The sequence below is a fragment of the Bradyrhizobium sp. genome (genome assembly GCF_049691595.1).
Classification (GTDB): Bacteria; Pseudomonadota; Alphaproteobacteria; order Rhizobiales; family Xanthobacteraceae; genus Bradyrhizobium.
In genome coordinates this window covers 1-21,681 of the sequence record NZ_JBAVNZ010000266.1, presented here as the reverse complement: position 1 = coordinate 21,681, position 21,681 = coordinate 1, and the positions used below count along the sequence as shown (strand labels likewise).

General features: G+C 63.8%; 20 protein-coding genes. 13 read left to right on the top strand and 7 right to left on the bottom strand.

The window, feature by feature from the left end; genetic code table 11:
- The 3 genes from ccsA to ccmA form a co-directional block, all read right to left on the bottom strand.
- A partial coding sequence (gene ccsA, locus WCE35_RS11965; protein WP_424593550.1) for a cytochrome c biogenesis protein CcsA occupies positions 1-276 on the bottom strand: 276 nt, incomplete at its 3' end.
- Positions 277-368: 92 nt separating this feature from the next.
- On the bottom strand, positions 369-1,037 hold the full coding sequence (gene ccmB / locus WCE35_RS11960) for a heme exporter protein CcmB (RefSeq protein ID WP_424593549.1): 669 nt from the start codon (positions 1,035-1,037) through the stop codon (positions 369-371).
- Complete coding sequence (gene ccmA / locus WCE35_RS11955; RefSeq protein WP_424593548.1) at positions 1,037-1,636, bottom strand: heme ABC exporter ATP-binding protein CcmA; 600 nt, start codon at positions 1,634-1,636, stop codon at positions 1,037-1,039. The genes ccmB and ccmA overlap by 1 nt, the downstream gene beginning before the upstream one ends.
- A 222-nt stretch (positions 1,637-1,858) precedes the next feature.
- On the opposite strand from ccmA, the gene acnA reads away from it, so the two are divergent.
- The 3 genes from acnA (at position 1,859) to WCE35_RS11940 (ending at position 6,440) form a co-directional block, all read left to right on the top strand.
- Positions 1,859-4,579 (top strand): aconitate hydratase AcnA, encoded by a 2,721-nt coding sequence (gene acnA / locus WCE35_RS11950; protein ID WP_424593547.1) that lies wholly within the window; start codon positions 1,859-1,861, stop codon positions 4,577-4,579.
- Positions 4,580-4,735: 156 nt separating this feature from the next.
- The gene (locus tag WCE35_RS11945) at positions 4,736-5,497 is read left to right on the top strand and encodes a DUF1223 domain-containing protein (RefSeq protein WP_424593546.1); all 762 of its coding nucleotides are present in this window, start codon (positions 4,736-4,738) and stop codon (positions 5,495-5,497) included.
- 571 nt (positions 5,498-6,068) lie between these two features.
- On the top strand, positions 6,069-6,440 hold the full coding sequence (locus tag WCE35_RS11940) for a DUF2794 domain-containing protein (protein ID WP_424593545.1): 372 nt from the start codon (positions 6,069-6,071) through the stop codon (positions 6,438-6,440).
- Between the two features lie 29 nt (positions 6,441-6,469).
- Here WCE35_RS11940 and WCE35_RS11935 read toward each other — a convergent pair whose 3' ends face one another.
- From WCE35_RS11935 to WCE35_RS11920, 4 genes are all read right to left on the bottom strand, one after another.
- Positions 6,470-7,000: an N-acetyltransferase family protein gene (locus tag WCE35_RS11935; protein ID WP_424593544.1), complete on the bottom strand. Its 531-nt coding sequence runs from the start codon at positions 6,998-7,000 to the stop codon at positions 6,470-6,472.
- 88 nt (positions 7,001-7,088) lie between these two features.
- Positions 7,089-7,880, bottom strand: coding sequence for a Bax inhibitor-1/YccA family protein (locus WCE35_RS11930; RefSeq protein ID WP_424593543.1), 792 nt, complete (start codon positions 7,878-7,880; stop codon positions 7,089-7,091).
- 253 nt (positions 7,881-8,133) lie between these two features.
- Complete coding sequence (locus tag WCE35_RS11925; RefSeq protein WP_424593542.1) at positions 8,134-10,707, bottom strand: ABC transporter permease; 2,574 nt, start codon at positions 10,705-10,707, stop codon at positions 8,134-8,136.
- Positions 10,704-11,423, bottom strand: coding sequence for an ABC transporter ATP-binding protein (locus tag WCE35_RS11920; RefSeq protein WP_424593541.1), 720 nt, complete (start codon positions 11,421-11,423; stop codon positions 10,704-10,706). Before WCE35_RS11920 ends, WCE35_RS11925 begins: the two co-directional genes overlap by 4 nt.
- A 55-nt stretch (positions 11,424-11,478) precedes the next feature.
- Between WCE35_RS11920 and WCE35_RS11915 the strand changes: the two genes are divergently transcribed.
- From WCE35_RS11915 to WCE35_RS11870, 10 genes are all read left to right on the top strand, one after another.
- Positions 11,479-12,126 carry an arylesterase gene (locus WCE35_RS11915; protein ID WP_424593551.1) on the top strand — a complete coding sequence of 216 codons (648 nt, stop codon included), beginning with the start codon at positions 11,479-11,481 and terminating at the stop codon, positions 12,124-12,126.
- A gap of 176 nt (positions 12,127-12,302) precedes the next feature.
- Complete coding sequence (gene thpR, locus WCE35_RS11910) at positions 12,303-12,839, top strand: RNA 2',3'-cyclic phosphodiesterase (RefSeq protein WP_424593540.1); 537 nt, start codon at positions 12,303-12,305, stop codon at positions 12,837-12,839.
- 200 nt (positions 12,840-13,039) lie between these two features.
- The gene (gene zapE, locus WCE35_RS11905) at positions 13,040-14,224 is read left to right on the top strand and encodes a cell division protein ZapE (protein WP_424593539.1); all 1,185 of its coding nucleotides are present in this window, start codon (positions 13,040-13,042) and stop codon (positions 14,222-14,224) included.
- Between the two features lie 165 nt (positions 14,225-14,389).
- Positions 14,390-15,358 (top strand): malate dehydrogenase, encoded by a 969-nt coding sequence (gene mdh / locus WCE35_RS11900; protein ID WP_424593538.1) that lies wholly within the window; start codon positions 14,390-14,392, stop codon positions 15,356-15,358.
- Between the two features lie 61 nt (positions 15,359-15,419).
- A complete protein-coding gene (gene sucC / locus WCE35_RS11895) occupies positions 15,420-16,616 on the top strand; it encodes an ADP-forming succinate--CoA ligase subunit beta (RefSeq protein WP_424593537.1) in 1,197 nt (398 codons plus the stop codon).
- 4 nt (positions 16,617-16,620) lie between these two features.
- On the top strand, positions 16,621-17,097 hold the full coding sequence (locus WCE35_RS11890; RefSeq protein WP_424593536.1) for a DUF1579 family protein: 477 nt from the start codon (positions 16,621-16,623) through the stop codon (positions 17,095-17,097).
- 13 nt (positions 17,098-17,110) lie between these two features.
- Complete coding sequence (locus tag WCE35_RS11885; protein WP_424593535.1) at positions 17,111-17,311, top strand: hypothetical protein; 201 nt, start codon at positions 17,111-17,113, stop codon at positions 17,309-17,311.
- Positions 17,311-18,195 (top strand): succinate--CoA ligase subunit alpha, encoded by an 885-nt coding sequence (sucD, locus tag WCE35_RS11880; protein ID WP_424593534.1) that lies wholly within the window; start codon positions 17,311-17,313, stop codon positions 18,193-18,195. Before WCE35_RS11885 ends, sucD begins: the two co-directional genes overlap by 1 nt.
- Before the next feature lie 132 nt (positions 18,196-18,327).
- Complete coding sequence (locus tag WCE35_RS11875) at positions 18,328-21,285, top strand: 2-oxoglutarate dehydrogenase E1 component (protein WP_424593533.1); 2,958 nt, start codon at positions 18,328-18,330, stop codon at positions 21,283-21,285.
- A 138-nt stretch (positions 21,286-21,423) separates the two neighbouring features.
- A partial coding sequence (locus WCE35_RS11870; protein WP_424593532.1) for a biotin/lipoyl-containing protein occupies positions 21,424-21,681 on the top strand: 258 nt, incomplete at its 3' end.

The following is a 21,681-nucleotide window of genomic DNA, read 5'->3' as shown; positions in this document are numbered from 1 at the left end:
GGCCTTGGCCGCGACGTCCGCCAGCGGGTGCCGCCACACCAGCGTACCGAGCGCTGCCAGGCTCATCACGCCCCAGACCAACATCGACAGCCACGCATTCGGTACGTGGATGAACATGATCTTGACGATGGCGCCCTGCTGATAGTCGTCGGGGGCGACCGCCGACTGGTACAGCCCGGTCAGCAGCAGGATCGCCGTCACCCCCGCCAGCCATGGCAGCACGCGCGCGGTCAGCGACAGGAATCGTGTGGGGTTGGCGAGGTCGATCAGCGTCATGGCACCCTGATAGTCGTCAGCGGCCGGGCAGGCAATGCGGCTTGCGTTGTTTCATTTCGCCTCCGCGAGAGTTGATCGGCGTCAAATTGGCGTCAGTCGAGCCCGTGCCGCAGGCTGGCCGCGGCCGCGAACGGGCCGATCACGAAACTGGCCAGCGACAGCGCGCAGAGGATGGAAAACGGCGTTCCGAACGACAGCGGCCCCGATATGGCGGCCTGCGACGCCGCCACGCCGAAGATCAGCACCGGGATCGACAGCGGCAGCACCAGCACCGCGAGCAACAATCCGCCGCGATGCAAGGTCACGGCGAGCGCCGCCCCGATCATGCCGGTGAAGGTCAGCGCCGGCGTGCCTGCCAGCAGCGTCAGCGCCACGGCCAGGGTGGAGGTGCCATCGAGATTCAGGAGCAGGCCCAGTGCCGGCGTTGCCATGATCAGCGGCAATCCGGCGGCCAGCCAATGCGCCAGTGCCTTGGCGGCACAGGCCAGTTCCAGCGGCGTCCGCCCCATCACGATCAGGTCGAGCGAGCCGTCCTCATGATCGGCCATGAACAGCCGGTCGAGCGTGAGCAGGCTCGCGAGCAGCGCGCCGAGCCACAGGATGGCGGGGCCGAGCCGCGTCAGCAGCTTAAGGTCCGGCCCGACCGCAAACGGCATCAGCACGGTGACGGTGAGAAAGAACAGCACCCCGATCAGCGCCCCGCCGCCGACCCGCAGCGCGATCCTGATGTCCCGGCGAATCAGCGCGGCAAGGGCGGTCATTACACTCCGCCCATCCGCAATTCCCCCGTCTCGATCCCGAGCGGCGCATGGGTTGCGGCGATGATCAGGCCGCCGCTTGCGAGGTGTTCGCGCATCAGGCCCGCGAACAAGTCCTGCCCGGCGGTATCGAGCGCCGAGCTTGGTTCGTCCAGGAGCCAGACCGGGCGCCGGACCACAAGCAGCCGTGCGATCGATAGCCGCCGCCGCTGGCCGGCCGAAAGATACGCCGCGGGCAGATGCGCCGCATGGTCGAGCCCGACCGCCGAAAGGCTCCGGGCAGGGTCCGCCGCATCTCCACCCAAAAAATCCCGCCAGAACGAAAGATTTTCCGCAACGCTCAACGCAGGCTTCAGCGCGTCGCGATGGCCGAGATAATGCGCCTGTTCGGGCAAGGTCAGCTCAGTCCCGCCGCCGTCCAGATCGATCGATCCGCCAGATGGCACTAGCAGGCCGGCGATCAGCCGCAACAATGAGGTCTTGCCCGATCCGTTGGGCCCGATCACAGCGAGCGCCTCGCCCGCGGCGGTCTCGAAATCGAGGGCGGAAAACACTTCCCGACCGCCTCGCACACACCGGATACCGCGTCCCACGAGCCGCATTTCGTCCCTTCACAGCCCTTTGAAACCTATCGGTATCGCATCGGAATTTCTGGGTAACGCTACGCCACGCAACGCTGTCGGTGTGGCGGGGCATCTGGAAAGATTCTATAAGCCCGGAACTTGATGCAGCACACAATCGGCGGCTGCAAGCCAATTGGCCAGCCTCGCCGACGGTGTTTAAATACCCTTACCGGGTAGGACTGACAACCGGGATTTCCTCACATGACCTCGCTCGACAGCTTCAAATGCCGCAAGACCCTCAAGGTCGGCGGCAGGACCTACGTCTATTACAGCCTGCCCGCCGCCGAGAAGAATGGTCTGAAGGGAATTTCCAGGCTGCCCTATTCGATGAAGGTGCTGTTGGAAAACCTGCTGCGCAACGAGGACGACCGCACCGTCAAGAAGGCGGACATTGTCGCGGTCTCGAAATGGCTGAACAAGCGCGCGCTGGAACACGAAATCGCGTTCCGCCCGGCGCGGGTGCTGATGCAGGATTTCACCGGCGTGCCGGCGGTGGTCGATCTGGCCGCGATGCGCAACGCGATGCAACAGCTCGGCGGCGACGCCGAAAAGATCAATCCGCTGGTGCCGGTCGATCTCGTGATCGACCATTCGGTGATCGTCAACTTCTTCGGCGACAACAAGGCGTTCGGCAAGAACGTGGCCGAGGAATACAAGCAGAACCAGGAACGCTACGAATTCCTGAAATGGGGCCAGAAAGCGTTTTCGAATTTCTCGGTGGTGCCGCCCGGCACCGGCATCTGCCACCAGGTCAATCTCGAATACCTCGCGCAGACGGTGTGGACGAAGAAGCAGAAGATGACGGTCGGCAACAAGACCGGCACCTTCGAGGTCGCCTATCCGGATTCGCTGGTTGGCACCGATTCGCACACCACCATGGTCAACGGCCTCGCCGTTCTCGGCTGGGGCGTCGGCGGCATCGAGGCGGAAGCCTGCATGCTCGGCCAGCCGCTGTCGATGCTGCTGCCGGAAGTGGTCGGCTTCAAGCTCAAGGGCCAGCTCGAGGAAGGCGTCACGGCCACCGACCTCGTGCTGACGGTGACGCAGATGCTGCGCAAGCAGGGCGTGGTCGGAAAATTCGTCGAGTTCTTCGGCCCCGGCCTCGATTATCTCTCGGTCGCGGACAAGGCGACGATCGGCAATATGGCGCCGGAATATGGCGCGACCTGCGGCTTCTTCCCGGTCGACGCCGCGACCCTCGATTATCTCAAGACCTCCGGCCGCAAGGCTGACCGCGTCGCGCTGGTCGCGGCCTACGCCAGGGCGCAGGGCCTGTTCCGATCAGCGAAATCGGCCGATCCGGTGTTCACCACGACGCTGACGCTTGATCTCGCCGACGTGGTGCCGTCGATGGCCGGACCGAAGCGGCCTGAGGGCCGCGTCGCATTGCCCGCGGTGGCCTCAGGTTTTGCCGCCGCGATGAGCAGCGAATACAAGAAGGCGGACGATGCCGCGAAGCGCTATGCGGTCGAGAACCGCAATTTCGATCTCGGCCATGGCGACGTCGTGATCGCGGCGATCACCTCCTGCACCAACACTTCGAATCCAAGCGTGCTGATCGGCGCCGGATTGCTGGCGCGCAATGCCGCCGCCAAGGGGCTGAAGGCAAAACCCTGGGTGAAGACCTCGCTGGCGCCGGGCAGCCAGGTGGTGGCGGAATATCTCTCCAATTCGGGCCTGCAGACCGACCTCGACAAGGTCGGCTTCAACCTGGTCGGCTTCGGCTGCACCACCTGCATCGGCAATTCCGGCCCGCTGCCGGAGGAGATATCCAAGTCGATCAACGACAATGGCATCGTCGCCGCCGCCGTGCTGTCGGGCAACCGCAACTTCGAGGGCCGCGTCAGCCCGGACGTGCAGGCCAACTATCTGGCGTCGCCGCCGCTGGTGGTGGCTTACGCGCTGGCGGGAACGGTGACCAAGGATCTCGCGGTCGAGCCGATCGGCACCGGCAAGGATGGCAAGCCGGTGTATCTGAAGGACATCTGGCCGACCACGAAAGAGATCAACGCCTTGATGAAGAAGTACGTCACCGCGACGATCTTCAAGAAGCGTTACGCCGACGTGTTCAAGGGCGACACCAACTGGCGCAAGATCAAGACGGTGGAGAGCGAAACCTATCGCTGGAACATGAGCTCGACCTATGTACAGAACCCGCCTTATTTCGAGGGCATGAAGAAAGAGCCCGATCCGATCGTCGACGTGGTCGATGCGCGGATCCTGGCGATGTTCGGCGACAAGATCACCACTGACCATATCTCGCCGGCCGGCTCGATCAAGCTGACCTCGCCGGCCGGAAAATTCCTCAGCGAGCATCAGGTGCGTCCGGCCGACTTCAACCAGTACGGCACGCGGCGCGGCAATCACGAGATCATGATGCGCGGCACCTTCGCCAACATCCGCATCAAGAATTTCATGCTGAAGGGCGCGGACGGCAATATCCCCGAGGGCGGCCTCACCAAACACTGGCCCGATGGCGAGCAGATGCCGATCTACGATGCCGCGATGAAGTACCAGGCCGAGCAGGTGCCGCTGGTGGTGTTCGCCGGCGCCGAATACGGCAACGGCTCGTCGCGCGACTGGGCCGCCAAGGGCACGCGGCTGCTCGGCGTGCGCGCGGTGATCTGCCAGAGTTTCGAGCGCATCCATCGCTCCAACCTGGTCGGCATGGGCGTGCTGCCGCTGACTTTCGAGGACGGCGTCTCATGGACGTCGATCGGCCTGAAGGGCGACGAAAAGGTCACGATCCGCGGCTTGCAGGGTGACCTCAAGCCGCGCCAGAAGCTGACCGCGGAGATCGTGTCGGGCGACGGTTCGCTGCAGCGCGTCTCGCTGCTGTGCCGGATCGATACGCTCGACGAGCTCGAATATTATCGCAACGGCGGCATCCTGCATTATGTGCTGCGCAAACTCGCGGCCTGACGCGGGTTTGTGATCGATTGCTCACCGCTTAGTGAGTGGCGGGTAAAATGAAGGCGGCCTATGAAAGGCCGCTTTCGCGCCTCTGGGGCACACTTTCTGGGATCAGATCATGCCCCGCACAATTACGGATGGAAATCGGTACCACCGGTTCGCAGTATGACAGCGATAATGGCCCATAATTGCATTTCGCGTTGGTCCGGTGCGCTCGGCGTGTGCGCCATCATCGCCATCATCCGCCCCGCCCATGCCGACCCGCGCGCGGTGGTCGAGCTGTTCACCTCGCAAGGCTGCTCGTCATGTCCGGCCGCCGACGAGATCATCGGTGAGCTCGCCAAGGATCCGTCCGTCATCGCGCTCAGCATGCCGATCGACTACTGGGATTATCTCGGCTGGAAGGACACGCTGGCCGATGCCCGCTTCAGCGCGCGCCAGAAGGCCTATTCGCGTATGCGCGGCGACCGCGACGTCTATACGCCGCAGGTCGTCGTCAACGGATCGGCCCATGTGATCGGCAGCGATCGCGCCGGCATCGACGGGGCTATCAACGATACCCAGCGGGCCGACGGCGTGATGTCGGTGCCGGTCACGATGACGTTGGCGGGAAAGCGGATCAATGTTGTGGTCGAAGCCAGCAAGGCGCCGACCTCAGCCCGTGGCGAAGTCTGGATTTGCTCGGTATCGAAGGCGATACCGATATTGATTGGCCGCGGTGAAAATCGCGGCCGCGAAGTCACCTACTACAATGTCGTGCGCAATCTCGTGAAGGTCGGCGACTGGAACGGCAGTTCCGGCAGCTGGTCTGTTCCGCTGGAAGATATTTCCGGCGAGGGCGTCGATGCCGCCGTGGTCTATGTCCAGAACGGCAATCGCGACAAGCCCGGCCCGATGCTGGGCGCGGCGTTCGCGCCGCTTCGCTAGATCGTGCTCCAATCGATCTAGTCGGATCATGATCGCTTCTGTTCGATGGAGAATGATCTTTGCGGAAAGCCGGTTCTCGCCCCTGCCGGATCATGCGCTAATTCCGCTGGACTTCCCCAACGAAGATCACCATCGCTGGCACACCGTCTCGCATGCCGAAGCGACGGATACGCGGGGCAGGCGATCCCCAAAACGAAAAAGGACCAACTTTCGTTGGCCCAGTATCGGGATTAGCTCCCCTACGAATAGGCCCGATCCCGACGGCCCCGGGGGGCTGGGGGCTGAGGAATCCGGAACCGAAAGGACCGGGCCAACGTAGAATCACTTTATCGCAAAGCAGCGGGGCGGTCGGTGGGCAGAAGTGGGGCGGCAATATGATTCCGCTAACGATCCCGTGACCCTTTCGAACCTGAATGCGGGCAAGTCCGTCACGCCTTGGGGGGCGTATTTGCAAGCGGCCCCCTTGCAGCGCCCGACGGTTGGCGCAATCATGTCATGCTCGGCATGATCCCGAAGAATGGGGGACCGGTTTTTCGGACGAGATCATGCCTGAGATGACAGGAGGCGCTCCATGAGTTCAACGTCGGAGGACACCGATCCAAGCGAGAATCGCGCAGTGGCGCGCACCGCCACTGCGGCGCCGCTGCAAAATCGAGTCACATTCAATCGTCCTGAACTCAATCGTATCTTGAATCTGTACGGCCGCATGGTCGCCGATGGCGAGTGGCGGGACTATGCGATCGACTTTCTCAAGGACCGCGCGGTGTTCTCGGTGTTCCGCCGCGCCTCCGAAGTTCCGATCTATCGGATCGAAAAGGATCCGCGGCTGGCGCGCAAACAAGGCATGTACAGCGTGATCTCGGCGACCGGGCTGATCCTGCGCCGCGGCCACGAACTGGAGCGCGTGCTACTGGTGATCGATCGCAAGCTGGCGCTGGTTTAGCAGGCGTTCTGCCCGTTACCCCATCTACGCTATCCAGGCGGCAAACTGCTCGCCCCCTCGCCGAGCGCGCGCTGCATCATCACGGTGTCGAGCCAGCGGCCGAATTTGAAGCCGACATTGGGGTGGGTGCCGATCATCTCAAAACCGGTCCTGATGTGGACGCCGATCGAGCCGGCATTGGCGGAATCGCCGATCACGGCGATCATCTGCCGGTAGCCGCGCGCCTCGCACGCGGCGATCAGCCGCTGCATCAATTGCAGGCCGATGCCGCGGCGGTGGATCGACGGCGCCAGATAGACCGAATTCTCCACCGTGAAGCGATAGGCCGGCCGCGGCCGGTACGGGCCGGCATAGGCATAGCCGACCACGCCGCCGTCGAGCACGCTGACGAAATAGGGGAAGCCGCCGTCCATCAACGCCTGGTAGCGGCGGGTCATCTCGGCGAGGTCGGGCGGAATCAGCTCGAACGTCGCGGTGCCGAAGCGCACCGCGTGCGCGTAGATTTCGGTGACAAGGGGAAGGTCGGCCTCGAGGGCAGGCCTGATTTCGGCGGCGGACATATCCGGAGATTATTTTCGTGTTCCGCAAAAGAAAAGCCCCGGCCGAGAACAGCCGGGGCTCCGATTCGTCATCTGAGGGCTTCGGCGCCTAGTCGCGCTGGCCGAGCAGTTGCAGCAACAGCGTGAACAGGTTGATGAAGTTCAGGTAGAGCGACAGTGCGCCGGTGATCGCCGCACGCTCCGCCACGTCACCGCCCTGTGAGGCATAGCCGTAGATGTAGTCGTTCTTCAGCCGCTGGGTATCCCAGGCGGTCAGGCCCGCGAACACCAGCACGCCGACCACCGAGACGATGAACTGCAGCATCGAACTCGCCAGGAACAGATTGACCAGGCTCGCGATGATGACGCCGACCAGGCCCATGAACAGGAACGACCCCATGCCGCTCATGTCGCGCTTGGTGGTGTAGCCGTACAGGCTGAGCGCGCCGAAGGTCGCCGCGGTGATGAAGAACACCCGCACGATCGAGGTGTGGGTGTACACCAGGAAGATCGACGACAGCGAGATGCCCATCAGCGCCGAGAACACCCAGAACAGCATCTGGGCGGTCGCGGGCCGCAGCCGGTTGATGCCGGCCGAGATCGCGAACACCATTCCGAGCGGCGCCAGGATGAACAGCCATTTCAGCGGGCTGACATACATCGTATAGCCGAACGGGGTCAGGAAGGCGTTGCCGAATTTGGCGGCCGCGCCGACCTGATCGGTGGTCACCGCCGCCATATAGACGCCGAGCGCGGCGAGGCCGGTGATGGCCAGGCCGATGCTCATGTAGTTGTAGATGCGCAGCATGTAGGCGCGCAGACCGGCGTCGACGGTCGCAGCGTCAATGCGCCCGGCGGCCCGGCCGAAGGGAGAAGCATAGTTACGGTCTAGGTCCGACATGGTCGAATTCCCGTGGTTGGTCCGGTGGAGCGCAAGGGATTTGCGGCGCCGGTTAAATAAAATCTACCTCAGATAGTGCGATCTGCGGACATTAATTTCAATTTCGTGTCATCAGACCGGCCATCCGACCTGGCTTGTATGTGGGAAACTAGCACATCTGCCGCAAGCTTCCACGCGCGGCTGAATGTCGCTCCAGCCCGAGATTTCTGGCCAAAGCCGCGTTAACCCAAACTCATCCTGCCGCTACAATTTGTCACAAATTCCGCAACACCATGGCCGGCTTCTGGTTCAGGGCGAGCAGCGTGCCGGCCAGCCCGAGCCCGACGGTCACGACCAGCGCGGCCACAACCACCCCGGCCGCGCTGCCCGCCTGCCAGATGAAGCTCAGCGTCATCAGCCTCGTCACGATCAGCCAGGCCGCGACCGAGCCCGCAATCACGCCGAATACCGCCGTGGCGAAGCCGATCATGAGATATTCCAGCGCATAGGCGCCGAGCAGCCGAACGCGGGTGGCGCCCAGCGTCTTCAGGATCACCGCATCATAGACCCGGTGGCGGTGGCCGGCGGCGAGCGCGCCGCCGAGCACCAGGATGGCGGAGATCAGCGTCACCGCGCTGGCGCCGCGGATCGCCAGCACGAGGTTGGTGACCACGCCGCCAATGGTCTCCAGGGCTTCGCGGACCCGCACGCTCGTCACCATCGGAAACGCGTCGGCTACCTGCCTGATGATGCGGGCGTCGCCGGCGGGATCCGGGCGGGTTTCGGTCAGGGTCGCGATATGGCTGTGCGGCGCGCCCTTGAAGGCATCCGGCGAGAACACCAGCACGAAATTGATGCCAAGACCCTGCCAGTCGATATTGCGGAAATTGGCGATCCTGGCCGGAATGTCGCGGCCGAGCACGTTGACGACGATCTCGTCGCCTATTTTGAGCTTGAGCCCATCGGCGATCTTCTTCTCCATCGAGACCAGCGGCGGCCCGCGGTAATCCGGCCCCCACCACGCCCCTTCGACGATCTTCGAGCCTTTGGGGATTTCGCCGGTATAGGTCAGGCCGCGGTCGCTTTGCAGCACCCATTCGGAATCGACCGACGCCTTGAGGTCTTCCGCCTTGACGCCGCGGGCCCCGGCGATGCGCCCGCGCAGCATCGGCACATCCTCCACCGTCGAATCCGGCGCGGTCTGCCGCAGAAATGCGCCGAAGCGATCCGCCTCGGAACTGGGAATATCGATGAAATAGAATGACGGCGCGCGATCCGGCAGCGCCGCCAGGAACTGCCGCCGCAGATTGCCGTCGATCTGGGTGATGGTGACCAGCACCGCGAGTCCGAGGCCGAGCGACATCACCACCGACGGCGTCAGCGCGCCCGGCCGGTGGATGTTGGCGATGGCCAGCCGCAGCATGGTGACGCGGCTGCGCGGCAGCCGGCGCGCCAGCGCCATCAATCCCGCGGCGATGCCGCGCAGCAGCACGAACACCGCGATCGAGGATGCGACGAACACGGCGGCAATGCGCCTGTCGTAGGCCAGCCCGATCGCAACCGCGATCAGAAGCGCGATCACCACGCCGATCAGGGCGAGATAGATCCAGCGCGGCCGGTGCCATTCGCTGACCACGGTTTCGCGAAACAAGGCCGCCACCGGCACGTCGTGCACCCGGCCGAGCGGCCACAGCCCGAAGGCCAGCGCGGTCAGAATGCCATAGATGAACGACAGCGCGAGCTCGTCGGGATGCAGCGCCGGCACTACCGGCAGCGGCAGCAGTTTGCCGAACAGCCCGACAATGACGAACGGCAGCGCCGCGCCGGCGGCAAGCCCGATCACCGAGCCGATCCCGGCCAGCACCATCACCTGTGTCAGATAGATCGTGAAGACGTCGCGGCCGGTGGCGCCCAGCGCCTTGAACGAGGCGATCACGTCGCGGCGGCGATCGATATGGCTCTTGACAGCGTTGGCGACGCCGACACCACCGACCAGCAGTGCAGCAAGGCCGACCAGCGACAAGAATTGCGTGAAGCGGTTGATGGTGCGCTCGAGCTGCGGCGAGGCATTGGCGCGGCTGCGGATCTCCCAGCCGGCCTCCGGCAAGGCGCTTCGCGCGCCGTTGATCAGTTGGGCCGCGGCGCGGTCGTCGCCGGCGTTGTCGGGCAGTTTCACCCGATAGATCCAGCGCACCAGGCTGCCAGGCTGCAACAGCCCGGTCGCGCGCAAGCCGGCCTCACTGACGAGAAAGCGCGGGCCGAGGCCGACATTGCCGGCGAGCTTGTCCGGCTCAGCGCCGACCACGCTGCGGATCTGAAAAATGGCGCTGCCGACGGTGACGCGGTCGCCGAGCTTCAGATCGAGCCGCGCCAGCAGGGTCGAATCGACGGCCGCCCCGAACGCGCCGTCATGCTCCGCCAGCAAATCCTTCATCGGCATTTTGGGATCCAGCATCAACTCGCCGAGCATCGGGTAGTTGCCGTCCACCGCCTTGAGTTCGACCAGCGCCAGCTTGCCGTCGGCGCTGCGGGTCATGCCGCGCAAGGTCGTCGCCACGCTGACCTCGCCGCGTGACCGCAGGAAGGCGATTTCCTCCGGCCTGGCTTCGCGCTGGATCAGCGAGAAGGCGACATCGCCGCCGAGCAGCGTCCGGCCTTCGCGCGCCAGCCCTTCGCTGAGGCTTGCCGCCACCGAACCGACGCCGGCAATCGCCAGCACGCCGAGCGCGATACAGGCGGTGAAGACGTAGAAGCCGCGCAGGCCGCCGCGCAGTTCGCGAAGCGCGTAGCGCAGCGCAAGCGATCGGGCCCGGCCGCCGACGCCCGCGGTTTCGGACGCAATGGTCATGCGGCGGAAAGCCCGTCGATCCGGCCGGAGCGCAGCCGCACTACCCGATCGCAGCGCTGCGCCAGCGACGTATCGTGGGTGACCAGCACGAGGGTCATGCCGCGTTCGGCGTGCTTGGTGAAAAGCAGATCGACGATCTGCTTGCCGGTCGCTTCATCGAGATTGCCGGTCGGCTCATCCGCGACCAGAATCGCGGGGTCAGGCGCCAGCGCGCGGGCGAGCGCGACGCGCTGCTGCTCGCCGCCGGACAATTGCGTCGGATAGTGGTGCAGGCGGTCGCCGAGGCCGACCGATGCCAGCTCCTGCGTCGCGCGCTGCGCCGCTTCGGGATTGCCGGCAAGTTCCAGCGGCACCGCGACGTTCTCCAGCGCCGTCATGGTCGGGATCAGATGAAACGACTGGAACACGATGCCGACCTGCCGGCCGCGAAAACGCGCCAGCGCGTCCTCGTCGAGAGCATTGAACGGCGTGCCGTTGACCACCACCTCTCCGCTGTCAGGCCGCTCCAACCCCGCCATCACCATCAGCAGTGTGGATTTGCCCGAGCCTGACGGCCCGATCAGACCGATCGCCTCGCCCGATGCCACGCGAAGGCTGATATCTTTCAGGATATGAACGCGTGCCGCGCCGGACCCGAGCGACAGATTGACGTTGGAGATGGTAATGGTGTCCGGCCCGAGGCCGGCAAGCAAAGAGGGTTCGATGAGACTGTCCATGGCTCGGTCATATGGCACTTCCGCGGCCGCGGTCGAGGCTTCGTTGCGGATGTTCGTGCACTTACTCGTGTTGATGGTGGCCTTGACGACGGCAGGAACAGCTTTGGCCCAGGGAGCCGCTGCGGGAAACGCAAGACCGGTCAAAATCGTGGTTCTGGGTGATTCCTTAAGCGCCGGCTACGGCCTGCCGGCGGCCGCGGCGTTCCCGAACCGCCTGCAAAAAGCCTTGGAAACCAAAGGGATAAAAGTAGACATGGTCAATGCGGGGGTGTCCGGCGATACCGCTTCCGGCGGCCGCGAGCGGCTCGACTGGTCGGTGCCGGAGGGAACCGAGGCGGTGATCCTCGAACTTGGCGCCAACGACGCCTTGCGCGGCACCGATCCCAGTGTCACCCGCGGCGCGTTGTCGGATATCCTGGCACGGCTTAAGGCGCGCAAGATCGCCGTGCTGCTGTGCGGCATGGTCGCGCCGCCGAATTATGGCAGCGACTATGCGGCCCGCTTCAATGCGATTTATCCGGAGCTTTCGAAATCATTCGGCGTGCCGCTCTACCCGTTCTTTCTCGACGGCGTGGCCGCCGACACCGGGCTGAACCAGGCGGACGGCATGCATCCGACCGCGGCGGGCGTGGACATGGTCGTGAAGAATATTCTGCCCACGGTGGAGGCATTTCTCGGCAAATTATCCGCGCAACGCAGTTGAAAAATGGGCAGCGGATAACCTTACCCGGGGTTTTTCCCGTAGGTTTACGACCTGCTGGCGCCGCATGCTTCGCAGAGTCACATTAGTCGGGTAGAAATGGGTCATCGGCGATTCGTCGCCGGGTTTTGTTTCAGGCGCGAGCCCAAACTTGCGCCTTCGCATCGAGGATTTTTGCGATGCCGCGTTTGTTCACCGGACTGGAGGTTCCGGCCGAGATCGGCCAGACCCTTTCCAATTTGCGTGGCGGCCTGCCGGGCGCACGCTGGATCGATCCCGAAAATTATCACGTCACCCTGCGCTTCATCGGCGATATCGACGGCGTCTCGGCGAATGAAATCGCCTCGATGTTGTTCCGGGTCAACCGCAAGCCGTTCGAGGTCAAGGTGCAGGGCCTGTCGAGTTTCGGCGGGCGCAAGCCGCGCGCGGTGGTCGCTTCCGTCGAGCCGAGCCGGCCGCTGGTCGAGCTGCAGGCCGAACTCGAGCGGCTGATGCAGCGCATCGGGCTCGATCCCGAAGGCCGTAAATTCACGCCCCATGTGACGCTGGCGCGGCTGCACGATGCCTCGAGCCAGGACGTGGCGGATTACCTGTCGGTGCGCGGCTATTTCCCAAGCCGCGTCTTCACCGCGTCACGGTTTGTACTGTTCTCCGCGCGCGCCTCCACCGGCGGCGGGCCCTATGTGGTCGAGGATTCCTACGCGCTGAGCGCGTGACGTTTCACCTCGCCTCGCTTTGCGATGATCCGGGTGAGGGGAGCCTCCGCATGGCTTCACGCCCGGCCGAATTCGCAGCGGTAGCCCCTCACCCCAGCCGTCTCCCCGTAAAGAAACGGGAAGAGGCAGAAGAAAGCGCATACCGCCCGCACCAATTCACGGCTTGCAATTTTCGTCCCGCTAGGGCCGTAAAGAGGCCCATGCTGTCCACCCCGCCCCACTCCTTCCGCGCCCATTATCAGGCCCTGGTCTCATCCGGCGCGATCGAGGCCGATCCCGCGCAGGCCGAGGCCGCCGAGGCCTTCGCGGCGCTGGCAGCGCGGCTCGCGCAATACATGCCTCTGCGCAAACAAAGTCTGATCGGCCGGCTGTTCGCTGACAAGGATGAGCCGCCGCCGCGCGGCCTTTATGTTCACGGCGAGGTCGGCCGCGGCAAGACCATGCTGATGGATCTGTTCTTCCAGCACAGCGAAGTCGAGCACAGGCGCCGGGCGCATTTCCACGAATTCATGGCCGAGGTGCATGAGCGGATTTACGGCTATCGCCAGAACATCGCGCGCGGCGAGATCGCCGGTGGCGACGTGATCGCACTCACCGCGCAGGCGATTTTCGACGAGGCGTGGCTGTTGTGCTTCGACGAATTCCACGTCACCGACATTGCCGATGCGATGATCCTGGGGCGGCTGTTCTCCAAATTGTTCGAACTCGGCACCGTGGTGGTGGCGACCTCCAACGTGGCGCCGGAGGATCTCTACAAGGGCGGCCTCAACCGCGCGCTGTTCCTGCCGTTCATTGCGCAGATATCCGATCATATGGACGTGCTGCGGCTGGACGCGCGCACGGATTTCCGCCTGGAAAAACTCGCCGGCGTGAAAATGTGGCTGGTGCCGGCGAATCGCGATGCCGATGTCGCGCTGGAGGAGGCCTGGGGCAAGATGACCGGCAACGCGCCCCGCAGGCCGCGCGATATTGCGATCAAGGGCCGCATCTTGCACGTGCCCTGTTCGTCACACGGCGTCGCGCGGTTTACGTTCGCGGAGATTTGCGAAAAGCCGCTCGCCGCGTCGGACTATCTGCGGCTCGCGCATGACTACCACACCATCCTCGTCGATCGCATCCCGGTGATGGACCATGCCGCGCGCAACGCCGCCAGGCGGTTCATCGCGCTGATCGACACGCTCTATGACAACGCCGTGAAACTGATGGCCTCCGCCGCCGCCGATCCGGCGTTGCTGTATCTGGCGGCCGAGGGCAATGAGGCGAACGAGTTCAGGCGCACCTCGTCGCGCCTGATCGAAATGAGCTCGGAATCCTATCTGGCGCTCCCGCACGGAAGAAAGGATTCCGCGGCGAGCGGGTCGAGCACGGGATTGGTGGAGACTTAAGTTCGTCATTCCGGGCCTGCGCCAGGCGGCGCATCCCGGAATGACGGCGGTTGGTAAGACCGACAATTGAGCAGACCCCGGCTTGAACGTATCAGGCGAAAGGGATAACCAGCCAGCCGGCTTTACTTTCCACCCTCCTCTTCGTCTCAAAAGGACAGATTTCCCATGGCGCGCGACAAGATTGCCTTGATTGGCTCCGGTCAGATCGGCGGAACGCTGGCCCACCTCATCGGCCTGAAGGAACTCGGCGACGTCGTGATGTTCGATATCGCCGAGGGCGTGCCGCAGGGCAAGGCGCTCGATATCGCGCAGTCGTCCCCGGTCGACGGCTTCGACGCCCATCTGGTCGGCGCCAATTCCTATGACGCGCTCGATAATGCCAGGGTCTGCATCGTCACCGCCGGCGTGCCGCGCAAGCCCGGCATGAGCCGCGACGATCTGCTCAGCATCAATCTCAAGGTGATGGAGCAGGTCGGCGCCGGCATCAAGAAATACGCCCCCGACGCCTTCGTCATCTGCATCACCAACCCGCTCGACGCCATGGTGTGGGCGCTGCAGAAGGCCTGCGGCATCCCGCACAAGAAGGTGGTGGGGATGGCGGGCGTGCTCGATTCGGCGCGCTTCCGCTACTTCCTGTCCGACGAGTTCAACGTCTCCGTGGAAGACGTCACCGCCTTCGTGCTGGGCGGCCATGGCGACACCATGGTGCCGCTGACGCGCTATTCCACCGTCGCCGGCATTCCGCTGCCCGATCTGGTCAAGATGGGCTGGACCTCGCAGGCGCGCATCGACGAGATCGTCGACCGTACCCGCAACGGCGGCGCCGAGATCGTCAACCTCCTGAAGACCGGTTCGGCCTTCTACGCCCCGGCCGCCGCCGCGGTCGCGATGGCGGAGAGCTATCTGCGCGACAAGAAGCGCGTGCTGCCCTGCGCGGCCTATCTCAACGGCGAATACGGCGTGAAGGACATGTATGTCGGCGTGCCCGTCGTGATCGGATCGAAGGGCGTCGAGCGTATCGTCGAGATCGAACTGGCCGGCAAGGATCGCGAAGCGTTCGACAAGTCGGTCGGCGCGGTGCAGGGCCTGGTCGACGCCTGCAAGAAAGTCGCGCCCGATCTGCTCGGCCGCTGATCGCGTAAGCAATGAGCCGACAAGTCGAGCCAATCGATCACGAAGGCTTGGGGAGCGAGCGATGAATATCCATGAATACCAGGCCAAGGCGCTGCTGCGCGAGTTCGGCGTCCCGGTATCGCGCGGGGTCGCAATCTTCAAGGCGTCAGACGCCGACCTTGCCGCGGACGAGCTCGGCGGTCCGGTCTGGGTGGTGAAGAGCCAGATCCATGCCGGCGGCCGTGGCAAGGGCAAATTCAAGGAGGCTTCCGCCGGCGACAAGGGCGGCGTCCGCGTCGCCAAATCGGCGGCCGAGGTCAATACCTTCGTCAAGCAAATGCTTGGCGCCACCCTGGTCACCGTGCAGACCGGGCCGAGCGGCAAGCAGGTCAACCGGCTTTACATCGAGGAAGGCTCCGACATCGACAAGGAGTTTTACCTCTCGATCCTGGTCAACCGCGAAACCTCCGAAGTGTCGTTCGTGGTTTCCACCGAAGGCGGCGTCAATATCGAGGACGTCGCGCACCACACGCCGGAGAAGATCGTCACCTTCTCGGTCGACCCGGCGACCGGCATCATGGGCCATCACGGCCGCAAGGTGGCGAAGGCGTTGAATCTGACCGGCGATCTCGCCAAGCAGGCGGGAAAACTGGTGAGCCAGCTCTATGCGGCCTTTGTTGCCAAGGACATGGCAATGCTGGAGATCAATCCGCTGGTTGTCACCAAGCATGGTGATCTGCGCGTGCTCGACGCCAAGGTGTCGTTCGACGACAATGCCCTGTATCGTCATCCCGAAGTGGTGGCGCTGCGCGACGAGACCGAGGAAGACGCCAAGGAAATCGAGGCGTCGAAATACGACCTCCATTACATCACGCTCGACGGCACCATCGGCTGCATGGTCAACGGCGCGGGGCTGGCGATGGCGACCATGGACATCATCAAGCTCTATGGCATGGCGCCGGCGAACTTCCTCGATGTCGGCGGCGGCGCCAATAAGGAAAAGGTCACCGCGGCATTCAAGATCATCACCGCCGACCCCAACGTGAAGGGCATCCTGATCAACATTTTCGGCGGCATCATGAAGTGCGACATCATCGCCGAGGGCGTGGTCGCCGCGGTGAAGGAGGTCGGCCTCAAGGTGCCGCTGGTGGTGCGGCTCGAAGGCACCAACGTCGAGCAGGGCAAGAAGATCCTCCAGGATTCCGGCCTCAATGTGCTGACCGGCGACAACCTCGACGATTGCGCACAGAAAATCGTGAAGGCCGTCAAGGGAGGCTAGGCTCATGGCGGACCGTCTTGCCGCACCGACTCCGCTGGACGAGCATCGCAGGCTAGCTGTCTTCGCGGGCGAATGGACCGGCGAGGAGGTGGTCTATCCATCGCGCTGGAACGCCGGCGGGCCCGCGACCTCGCGCGTCACCGCGCGCGTCGCGCTCAACGGCTTCTATCTGATCCAGGACACCGTGCAGATGCGCGACGGCAAGGAGAGCTTTGCCACCCATGGCGTGTTCACCTACGACCGCGAGGACCGGCATTACAAATTGTTCTGGCACGATTCGCTCGGCTACTACGCGCCGGCCCCTGCCTCGGGCGGCTGGACCGGCAAGGTGCTGACGCTGGTGCGCGGCTCGCTGCGCGGCAATGCCCGCCATGTCTACGAAGTGATCGACGACAACAGCTACGCCCTGAAAATCCAGTTCTCGCCCGACGCGGAAGGATGGGCCGACGTGCTCACCGGCATGTATCGGCGAAGCAAGTGACGGAGGCGACGAGGTGGGGCAGACAGTCATTGAACTTGTAGTCTTGTGGCTACCTCTGCTGATTCTTCTCGGCCTGTTTTTGCTTGTGATGCGAAGGTCGCGCAGGCAATACGCTGATGTCATGGCGGTGCACAAGGAATTGCTCGCCAAAAATCAGCGTATGGTCGATCTTCTCGAAGAAATTTCCGCCGAATTGAAGCAGAGGAAAGTTTGATGTCCGTTCTGATCGACAAGAACACAAAAGTGATCTGCCAGGGTTTTACCGGCAAGAACGGAACGTTTCACTCGGAGGCCGCGATCGCCTACGGGACAAAAATGGTCGGCGGCATCTCGCCCGGCAAAGGCGGCTCGACGCATCTCGGGCTGCCGGTGTTCGACACCGTGGCCGAAGCGCGCGAAAAGACCGGGGCCGATGCGTCCGTGATCTATGTCCCGCCGCCTGGGGCGGCGGATGCGATCTGCGAGGCGATCGATGCGGAGATCCCGCTGATCGTCTGCATCACGGAAGGGATTCCGGTGCTCGACATGGTGAAGGTGAAGCGTTCGCTGTCGGGATCGAAGTCGCGGCTGATCGGGCCAAACTGCCCGGGCGTGCTGACGGCCGGCGAATGCAAGATCGGCATCATGCCGGCCAACATCTTCAAATCAGGCAATGTCGGCATTGTGTCGCGGTCGGGCACGCTGACCTATGAGGCGGTGTTCCAGACCAGCCAGGAAGGCCTTGGCCAGACCACCGCGGTCGGTATCGGCGGCGATCCGGTCAAGGGCACCGAATTCATCGATGTGCTGGAGCTGTTTCTGGCCGATCCCAAGACCACCTCGATCGTCATGATTGGCGAGATCGGCGGTTCGGCCGAAGAGGACGCCGCCCAGTTCATCAGGGACGAGGCCAGGCGTGGCCGCAAGAAGCCGATGGTCGGCTTCATCGCCGGCGTCACCGCCCCTCCCGGCCGCCGCATGGGCCATGCCGGCGCGATCATTTCCGGCGGCAAGGGTGACGCCGGATCCAAGACCGCGGCGATGGAATCGGCCGGAATCACGGTCTCGCCGTCGCCGGCGCGGCTCGGAAAGACGCTTGTCGAAAAATTGAAAGCATAATTCAATCCTTCGTTCTTTTCGGCGCGAAACTTCGCCCCAAATAGGGTAAGGCTGCTTTATCCTGCTGATCCGGTTTTCGGATCGGCGCTGCGCCATCTGCCATGCGCAAACCGAACATCACCAGGACGCCTCATGTCTCGCCAGGACGCCAATGCCGCTTTTGCTCTCTCTTCATTTTTGCAGGGCACCAACGCCGCCTATATCGATGATCTCTACGCCCGCTTCGAGCAAGACCCGGCTTCGGTCGACACCGAATGGCGGGAATTCTTCAAGAGCCTGAAGGACACGCCGGCCGACGTCCGCAAGAACGCCGAGGGCGCCTCGTGGGGCCGCGACAACTGGCCGGTCACGCCGCGCGACGATCTGACCAATGCGCTCGATGGCAACTGGGCGACGGTCGAGAAGGCGGTTGGCGGCAAGATCGCGGCCAAGGCGCTGGCCAGGGGCCTCGAACCGTCGGCGGCCGATGTGCACCAGGCGACGCGCGATTCGGTGCGCGCCCTGATGCTGATCCGCGCCTATCGGATGCGCGGTCATTTCCACGCCAATCTCGATCCGCTCGGCATCGAGGCACCGCGCGACCGCGAGGAACTCGACCCGCGCTCCTATGGCTTTGTCGACGGCGACTTCGACCGCAAGATATTCCTCGATCATGTGCTCGGCCTCGAATACGGAACGCTTCGCGAAATCGTGGCGATCTGCGAGCGCACCTACTGCCAGACGCTCGGCGTCGAGTTCATGCACATCACCAACGCCGCGCATAAGGCCTGGATCCAGGAACGCATCGAGGGTCCGGACAAGGAAATCAGTTTCACCCGCGAGGGCCGGCGCGCTATCCTGAACAAGCTGGTCGAAGCCGAAGGATTCGAGAAATTCTGCGACCTCAAATTCACCGGCACCAAGCGGTTCGGCCTCGATGGCGGCGAGTCGCTGATCCCGGCGCTTGAGCAGATCATCAAGCGCGGCGGCAATCTCGGCGTCAAGGAGGTCGTCGTCGGCATGCCGCATCGCGGCCGCCTCAACGTGCTGACGCAGGTGATGGGCAAGGCGCACCGGGCGCTGTTCCACGAATTCAAAGGCGGCTCGGCCAATCCCGACGCGGTCGAAGGCTCCGGCGACGTCAAATATCATCTCGGCGCCTCGTCGGATCGCGAGTTCGACAACAACAGGATCCATCTGTCGCTGACCGCCAACCCCTCGCATCTCGAAATCGTCGATCCCGTCGTGCTCGGCAAGGTGCGCGCCAAGCAGGACCAGCATGGCGATCCTCCCGACATGCGCATTTCCGTGCTGCCGCTCCTGATGCATGGCGACGCGGCGTTCGCAGGCCAGGGCGTGGTGGCTGAATGCTTCAGCCTGTCCGACCTGAAGGGCTATCGCACCGGCGGCTCGCTGCACTTCATCGTCAACAACCAGATCGGCTTCACCACCTATCCGCGCTATTCGCGCTCCTCGCCCTATCCCTCCGACGTGGCGAAGATGATCGACGCGCCGATTTTTCACGTCAACGGCGACGACCCCGAGGCGGTGGTGTTCGCGGCCAAGGTCGCGATCGAGTTCCGGCAGAAATTCCACAAGCCGGTCGTCATCGACATGTTCTGCTATCGCCGCCACGGCCACAACGAGGGCGACGAGCCGGCGTTCACCCAGCCGGTGATGTACAAGAAGATCGCCTCGCATTCGACCACGCTGGAGATCTATGCCAGGCGGCTGATTGCCGAAGGCGTGATGACCGAAGGCGAGGTCGACAAGGCCAAGGCCGACTGGCGCGCGCGGCTCGATGCCGAGTTCGAGGCCGGCACAGGCTACAAGCCGAACAAGGCCGATTGGCTCGACGGCAAATGGGCCGGCTTCAAGTCGGCCGATCAGGAAGAGGATGCGCGCCGCGGCGTTACCGGCGTCGATGTCGCGATGCTCAGGGAAATCGGCCGCAAGATCACCAGGGTGCCGGACGGTTTCCGGGTTCACCGCACCATCCAGCGGTTTCTCGATAACCGGGCGAAAGCGATCGACGGCGGCGTTGGCATCGACTGGGCCACCGGCGAAGCGCTGGCATTCTGTACGCTGCTGCAGGAAGGCCATCACGTGCGGCTGTCCGGCCAGGACAGCGAGCGCGGCACCTTCTCGCAGCGCCATTCGGTACTGATCGATCAGGAGGACGAGAGTCGTTACACGCCGTTCAATCATCTGGGCGGTGACCAGGGCCATTACGAGGTCATCAACTCGCTGCTGTCGGAAGAAGCGGTGCTCGGCTTCGAGTACGGCTATTCGCTGGCGGAGCCGAATGCGCTGGCGATGTGGGAAGCGCAGTTCGGCGATTTCGCCAACGGCGCCCAGGTGCTGTTCGACCAGTTCATCTCCTCGGGCGAACGCAAATGGCTGCGGATGTCCGGTCTCGTTTGCCTGCTGCCGCACGGCTATGAAGGGCAGGGACCGGAGCATTCCTCGGCGCGGCTCGAGCGTTTTCTGCAAATGTGCGCCGAGGACAACATGCAGGTGGTCTACCCCACCACGCCCGCCAATTATTTCCATGCGCTGCGGCGCCAGCTGCATCGCGAAATCCGCAAGCCCCTGATCGTGATGACGCCGAAGTCGCTGCTGCGTCACAAGCGCGCGGTGTCGCGGCTCGACGAGCTGGGCAAGGGCACCACATTCCACCGCATCCTCTACGATGACGCGCAGATGCTGCCGGGCGAGGCGATCAAGCTGGTGCCGGACGACAAGATCCGCCGCGTCGTGCTGTGCTCGGGCAAGGTCTATTACGATCTTTACGAGGAGCGCGAGAAGCGCGGCATCGACGACATCTATCTGATGCGCGTCGAGCAGCTTTACCCGGTGCCGCTGAAGGCGCTGGTGCACGAGCTCGGACGTTTCAAGGGCGCCGAACTGGTCTGGTGCCAGGAAGAGCCGCGCAACATGGGATCGTGGCATTTCATCGAGCCCTATCTCGAATGGGTGCTGAACCAGCTCAACGCGCCGAACAGGCGTCCGCGTTACGCCGGCCGCGCGGCGTCGGCGGCAACCGCCACCGGTCTGATGTCGAAGCATCTGGCGCAGCTCAAGGCTCTGCTGGATGAAGCGCTGAACTGAATAGATTTTCATTTGTCATGCCCCGCGCAGACGGGCATCCAGTACCCGGCGCCGTTCGACCCGATCATGACCGTCACGGGGTACTGGATCGTCCGCCTTCGCGGACGATGACAGCAGAAGCGATTGAGGAAACAGACCATGACTGAAATTCGCGTTCCAACGCTCGGCGAATCCGTGACCGAGGCCACTATCGGCCGCTGGTTCAAGAAGGCCGGCGACGCCGTCGCGGTGGACGAGCCCCTGGTCGAGCTCGAGACCGACAAGGTCACGATCGAGGTTCCGGCGCCGTCGGCCGGCACGCTCGGCGAGATCATCGCCATGGACGGCCAGACCGTCGCGGTCGGCGCGCTGCTCGGCGAGATCAATGAAGGCGGGGCGGGAGCCGCTGCCAGGCCG